The sequence below is a fragment of the Ferrovibrio xuzhouensis genome, assembly GCF_042648965.1.
Classification (GTDB): Bacteria; Pseudomonadota; Alphaproteobacteria; order Ferrovibrionales; family Ferrovibrionaceae; genus Ferrovibrio; species Ferrovibrio xuzhouensis.
This window is the reverse complement of the sequence record NZ_JBHRYJ010000001.1, coordinates 1480623-1501615: the sequence shown is the minus strand read 5'-3', so window position 1 is coordinate 1501615 and position 20993 is coordinate 1480623. Positions and strand designations below refer to the sequence as shown.

Here is a 20993-nt window from a genome sequence, read left to right as displayed (position 1 = left end):
GGATTGAACGGCACGGCATCCTGGTCGATCGGCATTGATGTGGGCGGCACCTATGTGGATGTCGTCGCCGTCGCCGACGCCGGCCATGCCCAGCGCCGCAAGATTCCCCGCAGCGATGCCGACCCCGCCATCTCGGTGCTGTCCGCCATCGACGAGGCCCTGAAGGCCTCGGGCATTGTGCCATCCTCAGTCGGCCGCATCATCCACGGCTCGACCCTGGTCACCAATCTGCTGCTTGAACAGACAGCGCCATCAGTGGCCGTCATCACCAATCGCGGTTTCGGCGATGTGCTGACGGTCGGCCGCCAGAATCGGGCAGCGCTCTATACCCTGACGCCGGAACCGCAGGTGCCGGCTGCACTGTTTCCGCGCGCCCTGCGCTTCGAGATCGGCGGCCGCCGCGATGCTGCCGGCCGGGAGACCGAGCCGCTTGATGCGGCCGAGCTGGCCGATGTCGCCCGCCGCATTGTCGCCAACGGTGCCGAGGCCGTGGCGGTCTGCCTGCTGCATGCTACCCGTGACCCGGCGCATGAGCTTGCGGTCGGGGCCGCCTTGACGGCGACCGGTCACGATCTTGCGGTTTCGCTGTCGCATCAGGTCGATGTGGCGCCGGGAGAATTCGAACGTTTCCTCGCCACGGCACTCGATGCCTATGCCAAACCGTCGACACGCCGCTACCTCGATGCGCTGGGTGCCGGTCTGCGCGACCGTGGCCTGCCTGAGCCGGCGATTGTCACATCCGATGCGTCGCTGCACCTGCCGGCCGATGCTGCTGCGGCGCCTTTGCGGCTGGCACTCGCCGGCCCGGCTGCGGCGATGAGCGGCTTCCGGCTGCACCGCATGACGGACGACGGAAGTGTGGCCTGCATCTCGGTGGAGACGGGCGGCACCAGCACGGATCTCGGCTTGATCGGACCCGACGGCATCATCTGTGGCCGGCAGGTTGCGATCGGCGGGCTGTCGGTCAGCCTGCGGGCGGCGGATATCCTGTCGGTGCCGGTGGGCGGCGGCAGCATTGTGCAGGTGAACCGTGCCGGCGCCCTGCGGCTGGGGCCGCAATCGATGGGCAGCCTGCCCGGACCGGCTGCCTATGGCCGCGGCGGCAGAGTGCCGACCCTGACGGATGCGCTGATGGTGCTTGGCCGCCTGCCGACGCAATTGGCCGGCGGCTTGTCGCTCGACATGGTCGCGGCGCGCGCGGTGATGGCCGGCGTTGCAGGGGAGCTGGGCTGCGACATCATCGCGGCGGCGCAGGCCGTGGTGGCGACCGCAGCGACGATGATCGCGGAAGGCATCAAGGCCCATGCCTATCATCATGGCGTTGATCCGACCGCTGCCCGGCTGATCGCCGGCGGCGGCGGCGGGGCGCAGCATGCCGCCGAGGTGGCGGATCTTCTGGGCAGCACGCAGGTGACGATCCTGCCCGATGCCGCGGTTGTTTCGGCGCTGGGCTGTCTTGCGGCCGCGCAGATGAATGCAGAAGAGCGCGCGCTCGACATTGCCATCAGCGCGACAGACTGGCCGGCGCTGATGGCCGTAGTGCAGGCGGTGGCCGGCCATGCCGGTGCAACGGCGGCCATCGAATGGTCGGTCGAGGCGGTCTATCAGGGCCAGTCGGCCGCGCTGGAGATTCCGTTCGATCCGCGGCGTGACGATGTCTCGGCGCTGGCCCAGAGGTTCGATCAGGCACATGCCCGTGTGCGCGGCCATGCCTTTGACCGACCCCGCCAGTTGCTGCGCCTGCGCGGCCAATGGGTAATCCAGGCTGCCATGCTGCAGTCGCCGCTGCCGGCCGGGGCTTCCCTGCCGGCCGGAGCGGCCGAACGGCCGGGACCGGATGCCGTCTTCACCGAGACGACCAGCATCTGGATCCCGGCCGGGTGGACCTGCCGTGAGACAAAGGACGGCCTTGAGCTGCAGCGTGAGGCGCGGGGCAGGGCAGCCATCCACCATCTGGAGGGCGCGGCATGACGGTAACGCGCCTGCAAGCCGCGCTGGTGCCACGGGTCGAGCCGCTGCGGCTGTCGCTGCAGGCGGCGTCCGACCGCATGCAGGACAGTCTGATCGGCGGCGCCTATTCGGCCATCGCGCGCGAGGCCGGCGACGGCGCCGCGGCGCTGTTCCTGCCCGATGGCCGGCTGCTGGCGCAGGCGCGCTCGCTGCCGCTGTTACTGGGATCGCTGATCCCGGCCGTCGCTGCGGTGCTGCAGCGGTTTCCGGCCGGCACCATGCAGGAGGGTGACGGTTATCTGCTGAACGATCCGTTCGCCGGCGGCACCCATCTGCCTGATCTGACGTTGATCCGCCCGATCTTTCTGGATGGCGAAATGATCGGTATTGCCGCGGCGAGCCTGCATCACCAGGACGTCGGCGGCATCACGCCGGGCTCGATTCCGCCGCATGCCACCTCGATCTTCCAGGAAGGGTTGCGCATCCCGCCGATGCGGTCGCATCGCAATGGCGTGCTCGATAGGCAGCTCGAGGCCCTGCTGGTGGCCAACAGCCGCACGCCGGACCTGCTGCTGGGCGACCTGTCCTCGCAATGGTCGGCGACATCGCTGGGCAGTCGCGAACTGCAGGCACTGGCCGCGCGCGAGGGCCGCAGTTTCGGCGCGCTCTGCGATGCCCTGATCATGCAGGCGGAAGCCCTGACCCGGCAGGCGCTGCTGGCCTGCCCGGATGGCACCGGCCAGTGGGAAGATGCCCTCGACAGCGATGGCGTCGGCGATGATCCGGTGCCGATCCGGGTGACGGTCGAGAAACGCGGCGACCGGCTGCGCATCGACTTCACCGGCTCCGCATCGCAGACCCGCGGGCCGGTCAATGCGGCGCCTGCCGCGGTGCTGTCGGCGGCATTGTATTTCATGCGTTCGCTGGCACCGGATGCACCGAACAATGCCGGCTGCCTGGCGCCGCTCGACCTGGTGCTGCCGGAGGGCAGCGTGGTCAATCCGCGCTGGCCGGCGGCGGTGAATGCCCGCACCGGTACGGTCAAGCTCGCCTGCAACGCCATCATCGGCGCCTGGAGCAGTATCGCTCCGGCCGCGGCGACGGCGGCCAATGCTGGCGTGGCGGCGGTGATCGCCTTTGCCGGCACCGGCGCCGACGGTCGCAGTTTTGCACTGACCGAAGTGATGGCCAGCGGTGCCGGCGGCCATTCTGGCGGCCCCGGCACATCCGGCATTTCCACCGATGTCAGCAATGCCCGCAACACGCCGGTCGAGATCATCGAGGCGCGTACGCCGATCCGTATCGAAAGCTATGGCCTCGCCGCCGGTTCGGGTGGCGCCGGCCGGCATCGCGGCGGTGACGGTCTGCGGCGAGTCTATTGCCTGACCGGCGGCAGCGGCATGGTGTCCTATCGCGGCGAGCGGCACTGCCATGCCGCCCGTGGCGCCGCCGGTGGCGCCCCGGGCGCGGTTTCGCGGGCCTGGATCGAACGGATGGACGGACGGATCGAAACACTGGGCGCCAAGGCCCAGTTCGAGTGGGCAGCCGGGGATCGACTGCATGTCGAAACCGCCGGTGCCGGTGGATGGGGACAACCGGAAGGCCAACAGGCGGAAGGCCAACAGGCAAACGCATCAAGCGAGAGAGAAGGAGACTGACATGACAGGGGTAATGCGACGCGACATGTTGAAGGGGGCAGCCGTCCTGCTGGGGGCTGCAGCCGTGGCCTTGGTATCATCGGCTGCGCCGGTGCTGGCCGAGGCCTATCCGTCCAAGCCAGTGACCATCGTGGTGCCGTTTCCACCGGGCGGCTCGACCGACCTGCTGGCCCGCCAGATCGCCGAGAAGATTTCCGGTCCGCTGGGCCAGCCGGTGGTGGTGGAGAACCGTGGCGGTGCCGGCGGTACCGTGGGCGCCTTCCACGTGGTGCAGGCGGCGCCGGACGGCTATACCCTGCTGATGGGTGTGACCGGATCGAATGCGATCAGTGCCGCCCTGCGCGACGACCTGCCATATGACCCGGTGAAGAACTTCGCACCGGTCAGCATCGTGGTCAGTTCTCCGCTGGTTCTGGTGGTCAACGCCGACAGCAAGTTCAAGACCGTCAAGGATGTGATCGACTACGCCAAGGCGAAGCCGGGCACCTTCACCCATGGCTCGCCTGGCGTCGGCACCTCGATGCATATGGCCGGTGAGCTGTTCGGCCTGCAGTCGGGCACCAAGCTGGTGCATGTGCCCTACAAGGGCAGCGCTGCGGCGCTGCAGGATCTGCTGGGTGGCCAGATCGACGGCATGTTCGGCGATCTGCTGGTGGTGTCGGAATATATCAAGACCGGCAAGCTGCGGGCGCTGGGCGTCACCTCGAAGAAACGGCATCCGATGCTGCCGGATACGCCGACCATCGCCGAGGCGGCCTTGCCGAATTACGAAGCGATCTCCTGGCAGGGCGTATTCGCCCCGGCCGGCACGCCCGAGCCGATTCTCGATCGGCTCTACAAGGAAATCTCCAAGGCGGTGTCCGCGCCCGACCTAAAGGACTTCTTTGCCCAGCGCGGCTTCATCGTCGAGGGGCGCACGCCGGCAGAATCCAAGGCGTTCATCGCGGCGGAGGTGCCGAAGTGGAAGGACGTGGTCAAAGCGGCCGGGATCAAGACCAAGTGATCGAACATATCGGCGGGCCTGTCCTCAGGGGGGGACAGGCCCAGCCCATCACCCCGGTGATCCGTGTCGATGCCCCGCTGGTCTTCGTGGCGGGGCAGGTGCCGATGGTGGATGGCAGGCCGGCAGCGCCGGATATTGCCGGCCAGACCCGCTGCGTGATCGGCATGATCGAGACCGAACTGAAGAAAGCCGGCTGTGGGCTGGGGGATGTCGTCAAGGTCACGGTCTGGCTGACCGACAAGGACGATTATCCGGCCTTCAATGCCACCTACGCCGAAATCTTCGGCACCCGGCAGCCGCCCACGCGCTCGACCGTGATATCCGGCCTGATCGCGCCGGTGCGGATCGAGATGGAGGTTATCGCCGCCGGCCGGCGTGCGTGAGAATTCTCTACCGTTTCCCCGGAGACACATGGATGAGTGACCAGCCCAGAGAGACAGCATTGGCACGCCGAAGTGAACAGATCGCTGCCGGCGTGGTGATCCTGTTCGGCGTCGTCGTCGGCGCCATTGCCTACGGCTACCCGATGGGATCGCTGGCCCGGCCCGGTCCGGGTTTCGGCCCGTTCCTGGTGGCCTGCCTGATCGTCGGGCTCGGTGCCGCGATCATGGTCGAGGTCCATACCGGCAGTTTCAAACCCTTCAGGATGCCCATGCGGCCATTGCTGGCGACCAGTGCTGGCATCCTGGCTTTCGCCCTGCTGGCGGAGCGGGTGGGTTTCATGCCGGCAACGGTCGCGCTGGTTCTGGTGAGTGGACTTGGCGAGCGCCGCCTGTCGTATTGGCCGTTGGTCGGGCTCGCAGTCTTCATGGCCGTCTTCGGGTCGGCGGTGTTCATCTGGGGACTGGGGGTCCCCCTCAAGTCGATAGGGTTGCAGTGATGATGGAGCTTCTGTCCAATCTGGCCATGGGGCTGCAGACGGCGCTCGGTCTGCAGAACCTTCTGTTCTGTTTCATCGGCGTCACGGTTGGCACCTTCGTCGGGGCCCTGCCGGGCCTTGGTCCGCTGGCGGCGATCTCGCTGGCCCTGCCGATCACCTACTATCTCGATCCGACGGCGGCACTGATCATGCTGGCCGGCATCTTCTACGGCACGCAGTACGGCGGCGCGATCGCGTCGATCCTGCTGAACCTGCCCGGCACGGCAACGGCGGCGGTGACCTGCATCGACGGCTATCCGCTGGCGCGGCAGGGCAAGCCCGGCCTGGCGCTGTTCATCACCGCCATCTCTTCTTTCTTCGGGTCGTCCTTCGCCATCCTGCTGGTGATGGGCTTCGCGCCGCTGATCGCATCCTTCGCGCTGGCCTTCGGCTCGGCGGAGTATTTCTCGGTGATGGTCCTCGGCCTGGTGGCGGCCTCGACTCTGACGGTGGGCTCGCCGCTCAAGGGGCTGGCCATGGTGGCCGTCGGTCTCGCCCTCGGCCTGGCCGGCACCGATGTCGATACCGGCATGTACCGCTTCACCTTCGGGATCCTCGAACTCTCCGACGGCTTCCATCTGGTGGCGGTGGCCATGGGCCTGTTCGGCGTGGCCGAAATTCTCTCCAACGTTGGCCTGCCGGCCGGAGAGAGGCTGACGCACAAGCGCATCTCGCTGCGGTCGATGCTGCCAAGCCGGCAGGAGTGGAAGGTGATCTGGAAGCCGGCGCTCCGTGGCGCCATGGTCGGCTCCTTCGTCGGCGCGCTGCCCGGCACCGGCCCGGGCATCGCCTCCTTCATGGCCTATGCGCTGGAGAAAAAAATCTCCAGGACACCGAAGCGTTTCGGCCACGGTGCCCTGGAAGGCATCGCGGCACCGGAATCTTCCAACAACGCCTCGGCCCAGGCCGCCTTCATCCCGACTCTCAGCCTCGGCATCCCCGGCGACGCCATCATGGCGGTGCTGCTGGGGGCGATGATGATCTATGGCATCACGCCGGGGCCGGCACTGATCACCGAGCATCCGACGATGTTCTGGGGCCTGATCATGAGTTTCTGGGTCGGCAACATCATGCTGCTGATCCTCAACATCCCGCTGATCGGCATCTGGGTGCGGATGCTGACCATCCCCTATCACCTGCTCTATCCGGCGGTGCTGGTGTTCATCTGCATCGGCGTCTACAGCGCGGATAACAGTGTCTTCGACGTCTATATCGTCCTGATCTTCGGGGTGGTGGGTTATTTCATGCGCCAGTTCAACTATCCGGCGGCACCTCTGCTGCTGGGTTTCATCCTCGGCCCGCTGCTGGAGGAGCATTTCCGGCGCGCCCTGTTGCTGGGGCGTGGCAATCCGATCGTCTTCCTCGACCGGCCGATCAGCCTGGTTTTCGTGATCCTGACGCTGCTGTTCCTGGTCGGCTCACTGTTGCCGGTGGTCAAGCGGGTGCTGGCCCGCAGCGAGGCCGGCGCGTCGTAGGGGTCACGGCCACGGCGATGGCGGAGATTACCCCCTACGCCTGGCGCGGGAATATCCGCGCGTTGCAGGGCTGCGTGGAGCGGGCGATCATCGTGACTTGGCAGAATCTCGTCGGATGACCGCGACCTGCCGGCGTATCTGTTCGATTGCGGGCGCGGTGCGGTCGGACCCTTCTCGCTGCCGGAAATTTCGGAACGCAGCCTCTGGCACAGGGTCAAGAGGCATCAGATCAACATTGCCAAGGTCAGAGACGACTGGCGATGCAGCTCATTACCGGTGCAGCCTGAAGGACTTGTTCCCCACCAACAGGGGCTGATTGCTGCGCGATGCGGTAACGATCTGCCTGCATTGCTGACGATTGGATTTTCTCAAAAACCACGCCGCCCGAGGGTGGGCTTATAAATGCGGGCAGACCCAGGTCCGGATTTGTGCAGACTTAAGTGCAATCCAGAAAAATCTGGGCAGAGTTAAGTGGAAACTCGAACCAAAACATGCTCTTGCCACTCTCAATAAACTCAATGACTTACTTTGCAAATCTGTGCATTAACTGAATCAGTTCAGAGCCTCTCTGATGGTCCGTGCCAAGTTGAATGATCATGTGCCATTATAGGTGGACACCTGTGACGCATTAAGTGGAACAGACCGTCCTGCCTCATGAGTCAAAAAATACATTTCATTATTGTAGTTATAAAATACTACTCCTCGGTAAGATGTAACAATGCCACACGGTTTATCCTTGCAGGATATGAATAGGCTGCCCTTTACTATCTGAAAAAGCTGCATCGCTTGGGCAGCGGCCGTCGGCAGCGTCACTTCGCCGGAAACTGGCGGGCGCGGAGGGAACTACTACCGGATGACCGGGAGCCATTGGGTCGTTTTCACAATATCGCCCAAGGGAAAATGCGCTCTGCCCGCGGCAGATGTGCGCAGGCTGATTCATATCCCGCACCTGACACGACCGCCCGGCATCCCATCGCTCGTCGAGGGATTCCTCAATCTGGCAGGCTCCGTCATTCCCGTTCTCCGCATCGACCGATTGTTTGGCGAGCCGGACATCGCCTTCGATCCTTATCTCTGCGTGATCGTACTCAAAAATGCATCGCCTCCGTTGTCTCTCCTGGTTGAGGGCGTGGACACGGTCATTAGGTTGCATGCGGACCATATCTCGCCGGTCGATCCAGGAGAGAGTTTCAATGCCTGCGTTACCGCTTCGGCAACGGTCGATGGCCAGGACATCGCCCTGCTGGATACCCGGCGTCTGCTGACGGTCCGGGAGGAGCGGACGCTGGCTGAATTGCTGACCATCCAGCAGCAGCGCCTGGCAGAAATCGGGGGTGCCGCATGATCGCGGCGTCGACGAGCCGGCATGACGGCATCACCGCGATCCTCGCGCATCCGGATTTCGCCCGGCTCAAGCGTCGGATCATCGATGTGACCGGCCTGCAGTATTATGACGAGCGCGATCAGGTTCTGGCCGACCGGATCGAGCAGCGTTGCAATCAATTGAACCGTCCGGTCGCTGCATATATGGCGGACATGCTCGCCTCTGCTGCCGGTGGCGAATTTTCCGCCCTGGTCGACGATCTGACCATCGGCGAAACATATTTCTTCCGCTACCCCGAACAATTCGAACTCCTGCGTCAGGTCGTGATCCCCGAGCGGCTTGCAGACCAGCAGGGCATGCGTCCCCTCCGGATCTGGAGCGCCGGTTGCGCCTCGGGCGCCGAGCCCTATTCGCTTGCCATTGTGCTGGCTGATCACTTCCAGCCGGCGCTCGCGAATGGACGCGCGTCGATCCTGGCGACCGACATCAACCGACATGCCCTGGCCCAGGCTCACGAAGGCCGGTTCACCGACTGGGAGTTGAGGACATCGGGAGATGATTTCAAGCGCCGCTGCTTCACGCGCGATGGCCGGCACTGGGTGTTGCGGCGGCATTTCAGGCAATCCGTTTCGTTTGAGCATCAGAATCTCGCGACCGATCTTGCCGCCTTTGCCCAGACCAATGCGGGCCATTTCGACATCATCCTCTGCCGCAATGTCATGATCTACTTCTCACCGGCGTTGACGCGACGGTTGACCCGGCTGTTTGCGCAATGCCTCGCCCCCGGCGGTTGGCTTCTGGTCGGGCATGCGGAACCCTATTTCGAGATCGCCAACATCCTCAGCCCCGTCGTGGCGGGCGGAACCATGGCCTATCGCAAGGCAGGCGGCATGCCTGACGATGCCATCGCCTTGCGTCCAGCCGAACCGCAGCGGAGAAGCCCGGCCGATGACTGGGTGAATCCGGCGCTCCACCCCGAACCGGAGCTGGAGATTCCCGTTTCGACTTTTGTCGCGCCAGCGGTTCCGGCACCGTCAATGACCGCACCTGCATCGACGGCGCCGGATGCGGCCCGATCGCTCGACGATGACATGGCGCGGATTCGTCATCTCGCCGATGCCGGGAACTGGTCCGAGGCTGCGACTGCTGCCGAGCAGGGACTGAAGCGGCATCCGCTCGAGCCGGCAGCATATTATATCTATGCCCTGATCGCCGAGCATGGCGGATCGATGGCGGAGGCTGAAGATGCTCTCGGCCGGGCCGTCTACCTGGATCGCAGCCAGGCGGTCGTGCATTACCACCTGGGACGCTGTCAACTGCGCCGGGGTGATCGCCGGGCCGCGCAGAAGTCATTCGACAATGCAATCCGCCTGCTTGCGCCGCGGCCGGTGGACTGGACAGTGCCGTTCGGCGACGGCCTGACCGCCGGTGAGTTGCGCGACCTGTTGCAAATTCACCTCGAACAGATGTCGAGGTGAGGCATGGCGAGCAGAATTGATCAGGGCGTGGGCAGCCAACGTGCGGGCGGCACGCTCGAGGATGGTCTGGTCGCGGGCGCAGAGCTTGACACGCTGCTGCGTCGTCGTGCGTCTGAGCTTGTGGCATCGCAGAATCGGTCGCGGCAACGAAATCTGATCCCGGAACAGTTGTCGGCCCGCATCGGGGAAGAGAGCTACGGGCTTCCGCTGACTTCTGTCACCCGGATCGTTCCCTATACCGGCTGCGCCGCCGCTCCCGGCGGACGCTGGCCGTTGCTGGGCATCATCGGCAGCCAAGGCGATAGCTGGGCGCTCTATGACCTCGGCGGATTGCTCGGGGGCTCGATCGCGGCGGGCGGAGCTGCTTCGGGCTATGCCGTCTTGCTGCGGCACGATCGCCGCCGGATCGCTCTGCGGGTCGACGCGGTTGCGGCGGCCGGCCGGATCGACCGCGCCGAGATACGCACGATCGAAGCATTGTCCGATCGCGGCGAACGGCTGCTGTACGGCGTCGCAACAAAGGCCGGGTTGCAGCTTATCGATATCAACGCTTTGTGGATGCTGGAACCGTTTTCTGCCGGGGGGAAGAAATGACGCTCAACATAGGCCACAGGATTGTCGCCGGGATCGGGATTATTCTCGCACTGATGATCGGCATCGGCTGGTACCAGTTAACGAACATGGAGCAGATGCGGCAGGCCGCATCCGAGATCGTTGAAGAGGATTTCGCCGCCTTGCAGCTGATCCGGAAGGTCGGCAATACCCGTCGAGACATGGAGGCGGCCTTCGAAAGCGCATGGGCGGCGCATTTCGCCAGAAAGGCCGGCTTGACGGCAAGAGACCCTGTCGCCTTTCAGAAGGAATGGGTCCTGCTCGGCGACCGCTACAAAACCGAACTGGCGCAGCTTGCAGCCATTTCCGAGCAGAGCATGAAGAGGGCAGAGTCGGACCGCAGCCGGCAATTGTGGAACCAGCTTCTGAACAACGCCAGAACCAGGGCGCAAATACACGATAACACCGTAACCGCCGCGGGATCGCTTTTCGACCTTTTTTCGAAGACGGACCTGAGCTCGTACTCAGGACTGCATGATGTCCTGCAGAAACTGCGTGACAGTGCCGTCGCGGAGGGAAACAAGGCCGAAGAGCTGACGATTCAATTGGCCGATATCGATCAGCAAAATATCGTCGATCTGCATGCCGCAATCCAGCAGACCTCGATCATTGTCCTGGTCGTTGCCCTGCTGCTTGCCGTCCTCGTGTCGTTTCTCCTGTATCGCTCGATCACCAATCCGCTCCGTGACTTCATGCGATTTGTAGAGCAGGTCGGTGGCGGAGATCTGACCAGGCAGATGGAGCGCCTGAGCGGCGACGAACTTGGAAAGCTGGGCAGGCATCTGAACGACATGGTGGCCGGCCTTAAAGAAGTTGCGACGCAGATTCGCGGTGCCACCGAGAATCTGAATGCATCGGCGGCAGAAATGCAGGCTTCGGTCCAGCAGCAAGCCGCCGGCACAAGCGAGCAGAGCGCCGCAATCCAGCAGATAACCTCCACGTTGAACGAGGTCAGCAGCTCCGGCGCGCAGATATCCGAACGGGCAAGGGGCGTGGCCACTGCGGCCGAAGCAGCGGCTTCGGCCAGCAAATCCGGATTGCAGGCGGTCAATGAGACGACCCGCGCCATGGACGCCATCCGCGAGCAGGCCGAGAAGGTGGCGGGAAATGTCGTCGCCCTGACCGAGAAGACCCAGTCGATTGGTGGCATCATCACGACGGTGAACGATATCGCAGAACGTTCAAGCCTGCTTGCACTCAATGCCGCGATCGAGGCGGCCGCCGCAGGAGAGCACGGCCTGAGCTTTGCCGTCGTCGCGGACGAGATGAAGAATCTGGCAGGCCAGGCGAAAGACGCTACCGTCGAAGTCCGTTCGATTCTGGGCGACATCCAGCGTGGGATCGGCACCGCAGTAATGCAGACAGAAGAGGCGGTGAAGCGCGTCGAATCCGGCAAGGAACAAGCCGCAGCCTCCGAACAGACGATCAACGAACTGGCGCACAGCGTGGAGCAGAGTGTCGTCACGTTCGAGCAGATCGTTGCCGCCATGGGGCAGCAGCAGGTCGGTATCGAGCAGGTCACGCAGTCGGTGCACAACATCCGCGAGGCCAGCGAGCAGATGGCAACCGGCAGCAAGGAGGTCGGCCGGGCCGCGTCGACGCTTGCGGCGCTGAGCAGCCAGCTGCAGAAGGCGGTGGAAAGGTATCGCGTGTGAGCGCCATCCAGGAGCGACTGATAGCGGCGTTCCGGATCGAATACCGGGATCATCTGCAGACCGTCAGAGCCTTGCTGGGCGAGCTGGCGGCCGCAGGCTACGATTCGTCGGGGTTCAACTTCGCCGAAGCGTATCGCCGGGTCCACAGTCTCAAGGGCGCGGCCCGGGCGGTCGGACTGGGCGCCATCGAGGCGTTGTCGCACCGGCTGGAAACACTGATGGCGCAATGCCAGTCGGGCGGCCGTCCGCTCGATCGCGCTACAGTTGCTGTGATCCATGCCGCGTTCGACGATATCGAAGATTCGGTGGCCCGCTGGTCCGGTGGCGCGGAAATCCCGCCCCTGCAGTCGCAGACCGGCGTCGAAGAACTGCTTGCCGGCAGCACTGCGGTTGCCCCCGCGCCGGCTCCCGTTGCGGCGCCGTACGAATCCATGATGTCTCGGGCCCCGGCCGGCGAGGCGGCGCGGGTCGATGCGGGCAGCCTCGACGTCCTTCTGAGAAGGGCCGGAGAACTGGTGGCGACAAGCCGCCAGTACGAACTGGAACAATCGGATCTGCGTGCGCTCGAACGCATTGTTGACCAGCTCGAACACAACCTGATCAAGCCCGATGCATTCAACCGGTCGGCCGTGGATGACGCTGCGGCTGCCAATGCCGTCCGCGCGTTGCTCGACAGGGCCAAGAATCAGGTGAAGGGCATGCGCTACCGGCAATGGAATGCCGGCTGGCGGCGCGACCGGCTGAGTCGCCAGCTATTCCGGGATGTCCGGGCCTTGCGTATCGTGCCGGCCGAAACCGTGCTCGGCGACATGGACAGAACCGCCCGCGATGCCGCGCGCCAGCTGGGCAAGCAGGTCTTCGTTACGATCCGCGGCGGCGATACCCGTGCCGACCGTGATGTTCTGCAGGCGCTGAAAGACCCGATCATGCATCTGCTGCGGAATGCTGTTGCGCATGGCATCGAACTGCCGGAGCAGCGGATGCGCAACGGCAAGGCCTCCGAAGGGCGCGTCACGATCCATATCTCCACGCAACGCAGTCATCTCCTTGTCAGTATCCGGGACGACGGCGCCGGTCTGGATCGTGAAAGAATCCGCCTGGCTGCCGAGCAGCACGGCCTGGTATCCGGAATTGGCGAATTCTCCGGTGAAGCAGCCGATCTGACCAGGGTGCTTGTTCGTCCCGGCTTCAGCACGGCCGAGACGATCTCCGAGATTTCGGGCCGCGGCGTCGGGCTGTCCGTGGTCGACGAGGCAGTCCGGCGCCTGCAGGGCACTTTCCGGCTCGCAACGGTCGCGCCCAGCGGAACCGAGGCGACGATTACGGTGCCGCTGGCGGCCATAGGCAGCCGGGTCCTGGAAGTCCGTTGCCAGGGTGAGGCCTTTGCCATTCCGATCCATGCGGTCCAGCGACTCCATCGCCTGCCGGTCGACGCTGCGCAGATGGCGGATGGTGCTCCAGCCGTGGCGCTGCCGGGATCGAAGGAGCTGGTGCCGCTCGTCAGTCTCGGTTACCTGCTTGGCCTGGACCGAGATCGAGTGTCCGCGACCGCCGGTGGCATGATGGCCGTCATCCTCATGCGATCGGGCGGTGCGGTTGCCGGCATTGTCGTCGACGAGCTTGTTTCGGTCGAAGATGCGGTCATCCACGGTACTGAGGACACGCTGCCCGGACATGAATTGCTGGCCGGCGTAGTCAGCCTGTCGGGCGGGAACATCATATCCGTCATCAACCCGTCAGCCATGCTGAAGGCAGCAGCCGAGGTTCCCCGTCATCTGTCTGCGGCGCCGGTTGCCGCGCCGCAGGAAAGCCATGCGCCACTTATCCTTGTGGTCGACGATTCGATCACCACACGCACCCTGGAGCGCAGCATCCTGGAAGCGATGGGTTACCGGGTGAAGCTCGGAGTCGACGGCCGCAACGCGCTCTCGCTGCTGGTGGAGGAGAGGCCGGATCTGGTCATCAGTGACATCGAGATGCCGCGCATGGATGGTTTCGAGCTGCTCTACGCCATGAAAAACGACGAACGGTTTTCTGGCATCCCCGTGATCCTGGTGACATCGCGTGACAGCGACAACGACCGCCGCAAAGGCCTGACCCTCGGGGCCTCCGCCTATATCGTCAAGCAGAGTTTCGATCAGCGGCAGCTGATCGAAGCCGTCGAGCAGATCCTATGACCATGGGGAGCGGAAAGCGCCCAATTCGTGTCCTTGTCGTCGAGGATTCGGCAGTCGCCCGCCTGTTGCTGGTCGATATCATCTCCCGCGATCCTCGTCTCGAGGTGGCTGCGGCAGTCGAGAGCGCAGAGGAGGCACTGCGGATTCTGGGAAGCGTGCGGCCCGACGTCATATCCCTCGACATCCGGCTGCCCGGCATGAACGGATTCGAGGCGACGCGCCGGGTCATGGCGGAGCGCCCGACACCGATTGTCGTCGTCTCCGCAAGTGTCGAATCGGAAGATCTGAAGATCTCGATGAATGCCCTGCGCGCGGGGGCACTTTCTGTCGTCGAGAAGCCGGTCAGTCCTGTCAGTGCCGGCTATGCGGCCATTGCGGAACGGCTGTGCCGGCAACTGGTCATCATGAGCGACGTCCCAGTCATTCGGCTGTCTGCCGGCCATCGCCAGCCCCGACCCTGGATATCGGTCCAGCACGCAAGTTCCCGGACGGGGAAGGCCCCGTCGTCATTGCCGGCGGGCAGCTATCGATGCCTGGGCATCGTCGCTTCCACGGGAGGACCCAATGCCGTCGCCACCGTGCTTCAGGGACTCGGCGCCGATTACTCCCTTCCTGTCTTCCTCGTGCAGCATATTACATCGTCGTTCCTGACGGGGTTCGTCTCGTGGCTCAAAGACACGGTGTCGATGCCGGTGGTCTTCGCTACCGAAGGTGAACGACCGCAGGCGGGGCACGTCTATGTCTCGCCGCCAGAGCATCATCTCGAACTGGTTGGCGACCGGCTGCATATTTCAAACGAAGCGCCGCTGGATGGTCAACGACCGTCCGGCACACGGCTGCTGCGGTCATTGGCGCTGAACCATGGCCCGCATGCGATGGCCGTGGTGTTGACTGGAATGGGAGACGATGGCGCAGCCGGGCTGAAGGCTGTACGTGACGAAGGCGGTTTCACGGTCGCGGAAGACGAGAGCACGGCCGTGATCTATGGCATGCCCGCGGCTGCGGCCCGCCTGGATGCAGTATGCGAGTTGTTACCGCTACCTGCCATCGGACCGAGGCTGCGGGACATGACGCGCCAGGAGCATTCGACTCATGTCCGATGAGCTCGCCTGGAAGCTGCTCGTTGTCGAGGATTCCGAGACCCAGGCGATCAAGCTGGTCGGCCTGTTGGAGGAAGCGGGGATTGGTGCCGCGCATGCCGCTTCCGCCAAGGATGCGCTGGATGCGTTGCGTGACAATCAATTCGACCTTGTTCTGGTCGATTATCATCTGCCCGACATGCAGGGAGACGATCTTTGCCGGCAAATCCGGCTGAGCCCCGGCACGGCCGACGTCCTGCTCCTGATGCTGACCGGTGACTCGCAGGCCGAAGTCGAGCGTCTGGGTCTCGACAGCGGAGCGGACGACTATATGCCGAAATCGGCAGACGACGATGCCCTGCTGGCCAGGATCAACGCCCTGCTTCGCACTCGAAACCGATCTTCGGCGGCGGCATTCCGGCCGGGAACCGGTCAGGGCCGGCGTCAGCTTGTGTTCGTCGTTGACGACAGCATGACATTCCTGGAGTTCCTTCGCCAGGAACTGATCGCAGACGGTTATGAGGTGGAGACGTTCGGATCCGGCGATCTGGCAATCGAGCGGCTGACCCATGGCGCTTGCGACTGTTTCCTGGTCGACCTGGTGATGCCGGGCATCGACGGCATGGAAATGTGTCGCCGGCTTGACCGTTTCCGCAATACCGGAGCGGCCTGGTTTCCACTGCTGATGATCACGGGACATGATACGAAGGAAGACATGATGCGCGCGCTGGAAGCCGGCGCCGATGATTTCGTCAGCAAGTCGAGCGACATATCGATCCTGAAGGCGCGCATCCGATCGCTGCTGCGGCGCAAGCTGCAGCGGGACGAGCACGAACGGATCAGCGGCCATTTCCGGGCGCAGGAACTGGAAATCGTGCGCGAACGTACCGAGCGGGAAGCGGCGGAACGACGGGCAGCCCTGGCAGATCAGCTTGAAGTGGCGAACCAGGAGCTCAAGAACACCCAGGCCCAACTGATCCAGGCTGCGAAAATGGCCTCATTGGGCGAACTGGTCGCCGGCATCGCGCATGAGATCAACAATCCGGTGGCCTATGTGAAAGGACATGCCGATACGGTTGCCCGCCTACTGGATCAGATTATGGCAGATGCCGACGTACATATGCCACCCCCGGCAATGGCTCGTATCGAGAAAGCACGCAATCGCACAGGCGATATTGCAGACGGCCTCGAGCGGGTGCGCCAGCTTGTCCTGAAATTGCGAACGTTCTCCCGGCTCGATGAGGGCGAGTTCAAGAAATGCGACATGCGGGAGAATATCGAAGCGGTGATCGCAATTCTGCATCACCGCCTGCAGGACGGAATTACGCTGTCGACGGACTTCTGCGACGACAACAGCATCTCGTGCTACCCGGCGCCGCTCAACCAGGTTGTCATGAACCTCGTGTCGAATGCGATGGATGCGGTCGACGGACATGGCGATGTTGCGATCGAGACCCGCAGGGAAGCCGGCAATTTCAAGATTCTGGTGGCCGACAACGGACCGGGCATCGACAAGGCAATAGCCGACCGAATCTACGAGCCCTTCTTTACCACCAAACCGGTCGGTGTGGGAGTGGGGCTGGGTCTCTCGATCAGCTACCGAATCATACAATCGCATCGTGGAAGTATAGAAGTCTGTAACCGCCCGGAGGGCGGTGCGCTGTTTACCGTGAGCATTCCGCTTGATTTGGAGGACCGTCCTCATGAACGCACGCCCCTCTAGACTTCTCGTCGTCGACGACGAGCCGCAAATCCTCAAGGCCCTCAAGGATCTTCTGGAAGACGAGTACGAAGTCCTGGACTGTCAGTCCGGCGAGGAGGCCATTCGGTTGCTTGAAGGCGGTGTGGCGACGTCTGTCATCCTGTCCGACCAGCGGATGCCGGGGATGGCCGGAGAGCAATTCCTGGCCCGGGCGCGACAAGTATCGGATGCGACGCGCGTTCTGATGACCGGCTATGCCGACCTGAAGGCTGTCATCAATGCCGTCAATGACGGACAGATCTTCGGGTACATCTCGAAGCCGTGGGATTCGGACCAACTGCGGCTCATGGTTCATCGGGCCTTCGAGTACTTCCGCCTGACTCATGATCTTTCGCATGAAAAGGCACTCCTGGGGAACCTGATGGAGGCAATCCCGGATCGGATATTCTTCAAGGATAGCCGGTGCCGCTATATCCGGGCAAACATGCCGGCCGCCCGTGATTTCGGACTATCGTCGCCTGGAGAAATTGTCGGAAGGACGATAATGCAGCTGGCGCCGTCGAGCATAGCCACGCGGGTTCAGCAGGAGGACGACGCGGTGCTGGGCTCTGCCAAGCCGCTCCTGGATCGCATCATCGAGCTGCCGCAGCCGGACGGGACCTCGAAGTGGATATCGACAACTAAAGCACCGGTCCTCGACGAACACGGGAAGGTTTCCGGACTGGTCGGGATCACGCGCGATATTACCCAGCGAAAGAGATCGGAGGAAGCGCTGCTCGAAAGCGAGAAGCGTTACAGGTCGCTCTATAACAGGGCGCCAGTCATGATGTGTACGACAACGGCTGCGGGAAAGATCGTGGCAGCCAATGGTCTCTGGCGCCGGTTCGCTGCCAAGGAAAAGGAAGACGACGCAGGAGATCTGGGCAACATTCTCGATTACATGTCTGCCGAGACGCGGGAGCTGTACGAAACGCAGGTCGTCCGACGGCTACAGAAGAAACGACATGTCGCAGATATAGAGGCGCAATTCGTCGACCATGGCGGACGGGATGCTGCGGTGCTGATATCGGTCATAAGGGACGGTGAGGGAGGCGCCGCGAATCTCCTTTGGGCCTGCATAGATGTTACTGAAAAGAGGAGCCTCGAGAAACAACTGTCCCATGCCCAGAAGATGGAAGCGATCGGGCAGTTAACCGGCGGTGTCGCACACGACTTCAACAATATCCTGGGCGTCATCATCGGCAATCTGGAACTGTTGCAGGACAATCCAGGCGAGATAGATACATCTCGGGAATACGCGGGAGCGGCCATGGGTGCGGCCGAAAAGGCCGCCGATCTCATACGAAGGCTGCTGGTATTCTCGCGGCGGCAGCAACTGTCGCCGGTCAGCATCGATCTGGGGAAAGCTGCCGAGAGTCTTTTGCGCATGCTGGAGCGCATCCTGGGAAAAGAGATCGATATCCGCACGAAGATTGGTTCCGACCTGTGGCCAGTACGGGTCGATCAGGCCCAGCTTGAGAGCGCCATCCTGAATCTGTGCATCAATGCGCGGGACGCGATGCCGAACGGCGGACTCCTGCATATCGAGATCGAGAATGTCAGTCTCGATGAAGTTTACGCAGACAGTTATATAGAAATGGCTGCGGGGGATTACGTTTCGGTCGTCGTTTCCGATACCGGTACCGGTATGACGCCGGCCGTGCTGGAGAAGGCGTTCGAGCCGTTCTTCACCACAAAGCTGATCGGCAAAGGCACGGGACTCGGTCTGAGCATGGTCTACGGTTTCATGAAGCAATCCGGCGGTCATGCGACCATATACAGCGAAGTGGGACACGGGACATCGGTAAAGCTGTACTTCCCGCGAGAAACGGGAGGGCAGAAGCTGGACCAGCAAGGTGGCGCGGAAGCCGGGATCGTTCTTGGGCGCGGCGAAACCATTTTGCTGGCGGAGGACGATGACGACGTCAGGGCCACGGCCACCGCTGCGCTCCGCAAACTCGGATACAACGTGCTGATTGCCCGCAACGGTGCCGAGGCGTTGGAGATCCTGGGGCGTACTGCAAAAATCGATTTGTTGTTCACCGACATCATCATGCCTGGGGGCATGACAGGCCTCGATCTGGCCAAGAGGGCGCTGTCTTTGCGGCCGGACATCAAGGTGCTCTATACATCGGGTTATGCCGACGGCGCATTCGGATCCACTCAGACCGAAGTGGGGGATCACAACTGGCTGACGAAGCCGTACACCAGGAGGAGGCTTGCGGCCAAGATCAGGCAGGCATTCGGGGAATAGCGGACTTGGGGGTGCGGATTCTATTGCAACTGAGCGACCGGGCGGAGGACCGGGCCTGAACTGGGGTGACCGTCGATGTCATCGCGGTGGCCTGGCGTGTCGATCAGGCCCGCGATGGCGGGACCTTCTACGAATGTGATTCCTGCGGCGACAGCGGCATTGACGTCGTCTTGATGCTCCACGCGCGTCAGGATCGATTCCCGCCGGTACCAGTCTGCACGTTTCGCAACGGCCGCTACGGTCTTGAAGCGACCTGCCATGTCGCCCTGATCATCCGGAGCGGGCAGCATAAAGGCGTGGCAATTGGTCCCGGCATACAGATCCACCAGGGTCGGGTCCGGCCGGATGCAGATAATGCGGCTTGAGCAGAATGGCTGGACATAGCTCAGCATCTCAGATACCCGGCTCGCGGGAGTACCGTCGGGAATGGTCGTGATCGCCATGGCAATCCGCTTTACGATCCCGGACGGCATTTCCTTAAGCCGGCTCAGATAGACATCCCGAAGAGTCCTGACGGACAGGGTTCGATACGAGACGCGGATGCTGACAATTCCCTTGTGTCCCGCGGACAGCATGCGGTGCAGGCCAAGCAGCCCTGTCGTGAGCGCATATCTGTCGATATAGAAGGAAAGGTCGTCTTTGTCCTCGATGAGAGGATCGTCGACCTGGTCGGCTTCTTTGCCTGTCGGCTGATGCTGAACCGACACATCGAACACGGGAAAGGAACGCCGCTTCACGCTGTATGCGGGATAGAAACCAGCCGTGCATTCCTTGAGGAACGCCGCGTTCGTCTTCTTCTGGAACAGGCCGGCCAGGGATTGATCAAGGTCGGCCAGATCCGGCCCTGCGCCAAGCGCAGTGGCCGGCTCGGCAGTTTGAGAGGTGGTCTCCGGGGCATCCGTGAACAGGGTGATGCTATCGCCTCCCGCCTCTGTCTCCTCGGTGCCACCGGCCCGCACATATGCCATGAGTTCACTCAAGGATCCGACGCGATCAAGGACCAGAGTACGATCCACTTCGGCGATACTGGAGGTCAGCGGCGCTGAAATATCGGCGTCCAGTTCGCCGAGCAGGAGATTCTCGATTTCCCGGGTTATGACCGCAGCCTTGTATTCGGCCTCCCGTCGGCCCAGCCTGGTAAACAGGACGAGATAGTTCTCGGGGTCCACTTTGTAATGGGCATCGGACGTGTCGAGGCGCCGGCGCAACGTGCTCTCCACAACGCGATAGATTCGTTCGACGGCCTTCTCCCATTGATCCCCGAGTGCCGTATGGATTCCGGCAAGGCCAATCACCTGAAGGGTCCCGGCGGGCAGTTTGGCCGGTAGAGAGATATCGGATGTTGTCGATACGGGCGCGGGTTTCGAAGCTGGGCTGCTGCGTCCGGAATTGCGCCGAACGGGCGGCGGAGAGGCGTCCGCGCCGAAGAAAAGGCTGCTCAATTGTTTGAGTACGGATTTTTCCTCAGCCATGCTCCAGCTCTTGAATCTGCAGGCTGGCCCCGCCACCTCGGCTCCCCAAAAATGGTTTTCATCGTAGGCCGTATTCCCGTAATCTGCACCACGATTTTGTTTGAATACACGAATTTCGGGTTTTCCGGCGCCGCAGAAGTGAATTATGGTGGTGCTGGCCTTCGGCATGAATGACACGAAAACCAAGCCCGGGAGG

The 20993-nt window shown here is 63.0% G+C and carries 16 protein-coding genes; 15 read left to right on the top strand and 1 reads right to left on the bottom strand.

Annotated elements, in window-relative coordinates:
• Positions 1-3 precede the first annotated feature (3 nt).
• From ACFOOQ_RS07425 to ACFOOQ_RS07360, 15 genes are all read left to right on the top strand, one after another.
• Complete coding sequence (locus ACFOOQ_RS07425) at positions 4-1971, top strand: hydantoinase/oxoprolinase family protein (RefSeq protein ID WP_379723809.1); 1968 nt, start codon at positions 4-6, stop codon at positions 1969-1971.
• On the top strand, positions 1968-3608 hold the full coding sequence (locus tag ACFOOQ_RS07420) for a hydantoinase B/oxoprolinase family protein (protein WP_379723806.1): 1641 nt from the start codon (positions 1968-1970) through the stop codon (positions 3606-3608). The genes ACFOOQ_RS07425 and ACFOOQ_RS07420 overlap by 4 nt, the downstream gene beginning before the upstream one ends.
• Position 3609: 1 nt before the next feature.
• Positions 3610-4611, top strand: coding sequence for a Bug family tripartite tricarboxylate transporter substrate binding protein (locus tag ACFOOQ_RS07415; RefSeq protein WP_379723803.1), 1002 nt, complete (start codon positions 3610-3612; stop codon positions 4609-4611).
• On the top strand, positions 4608-4994 hold the full coding sequence (locus ACFOOQ_RS07410; RefSeq protein ID WP_379723800.1) for a RidA family protein: 387 nt from the start codon (positions 4608-4610) through the stop codon (positions 4992-4994). Before ACFOOQ_RS07415 ends, ACFOOQ_RS07410 begins: the two co-directional genes overlap by 4 nt.
• Positions 4995-5026: 32 nt before the next feature.
• Positions 5027-5491 (top strand): tripartite tricarboxylate transporter TctB family protein, encoded by a 465-nt coding sequence (locus ACFOOQ_RS07405; protein ID WP_379723797.1) that lies wholly within the window; start codon positions 5027-5029, stop codon positions 5489-5491.
• Entirely contained in the window at positions 5491-7005 is a 1515-nt protein-coding gene (locus ACFOOQ_RS07400) for a tripartite tricarboxylate transporter permease (RefSeq protein ID WP_379723794.1), read from the top strand. Before ACFOOQ_RS07405 ends, ACFOOQ_RS07400 begins: the two co-directional genes overlap by 1 nt.
• Before the next feature lie 17 nt (positions 7006-7022).
• On the top strand, positions 7023-7124 hold the full coding sequence (locus ACFOOQ_RS23290; protein ID WP_449265798.1) for a hypothetical protein: 102 nt from the start codon (positions 7023-7025) through the stop codon (positions 7122-7124).
• Between the two features lie 734 nt (positions 7125-7858).
• Positions 7859-8350 (top strand): chemotaxis protein CheW, encoded by a 492-nt coding sequence (locus ACFOOQ_RS07395; protein WP_379723791.1) that lies wholly within the window; start codon positions 7859-7861, stop codon positions 8348-8350.
• Complete coding sequence (locus ACFOOQ_RS07390; protein ID WP_379723788.1) at positions 8347-9807, top strand: CheR family methyltransferase; 1461 nt, start codon at positions 8347-8349, stop codon at positions 9805-9807. The genes ACFOOQ_RS07395 and ACFOOQ_RS07390 overlap by 4 nt, the downstream gene beginning before the upstream one ends.
• A gap of 3 nt (positions 9808-9810) precedes the next feature.
• Entirely contained in the window at positions 9811-10401 is a 591-nt protein-coding gene (locus tag ACFOOQ_RS07385; protein WP_379723785.1) for a chemotaxis protein CheW, read from the top strand.
• Entirely contained in the window at positions 10398-12074 is a 1677-nt protein-coding gene (locus tag ACFOOQ_RS07380) for a methyl-accepting chemotaxis protein (RefSeq protein ID WP_379723782.1), read from the top strand. The genes ACFOOQ_RS07385 and ACFOOQ_RS07380 overlap by 4 nt, the downstream gene beginning before the upstream one ends.
• Positions 12071-14251 carry a hybrid sensor histidine kinase/response regulator gene (locus tag ACFOOQ_RS07375; RefSeq protein ID WP_379723779.1) on the top strand — a complete coding sequence of 727 codons (2181 nt, stop codon included), beginning with the start codon at positions 12071-12073 and terminating at the stop codon, positions 14249-14251. Before ACFOOQ_RS07380 ends, ACFOOQ_RS07375 begins: the two co-directional genes overlap by 4 nt.
• Positions 14248-15354, top strand: a complete 1107-nt coding sequence (locus tag ACFOOQ_RS07370; RefSeq protein WP_379723776.1) for a chemotaxis protein CheB — start codon at positions 14248-14250, stop codon at positions 15352-15354. Before ACFOOQ_RS07375 ends, ACFOOQ_RS07370 begins: the two co-directional genes overlap by 4 nt.
• Entirely contained in the window at positions 15344-17053 is a 1710-nt protein-coding gene (locus ACFOOQ_RS07365; RefSeq protein WP_379723773.1) for a response regulator, read from the top strand. Before ACFOOQ_RS07370 ends, ACFOOQ_RS07365 begins: the two co-directional genes overlap by 11 nt.
• Positions 17034-19325 (top strand): response regulator, encoded by a 2292-nt coding sequence (locus ACFOOQ_RS07360; protein WP_379723770.1) that lies wholly within the window; start codon positions 17034-17036, stop codon positions 19323-19325. Before ACFOOQ_RS07365 ends, ACFOOQ_RS07360 begins: the two co-directional genes overlap by 20 nt.
• A 20-nt stretch (positions 19326-19345) precedes the next feature.
• On the opposite strand, the gene ACFOOQ_RS07355 is transcribed toward ACFOOQ_RS07360, so the two are convergent.
• Positions 19346-20965, bottom strand: coding sequence for a hypothetical protein (locus ACFOOQ_RS07355; protein WP_379723767.1), 1620 nt, complete (start codon positions 20963-20965; stop codon positions 19346-19348).
• Positions 20966-20993: the final 28 nt, after the last annotated feature.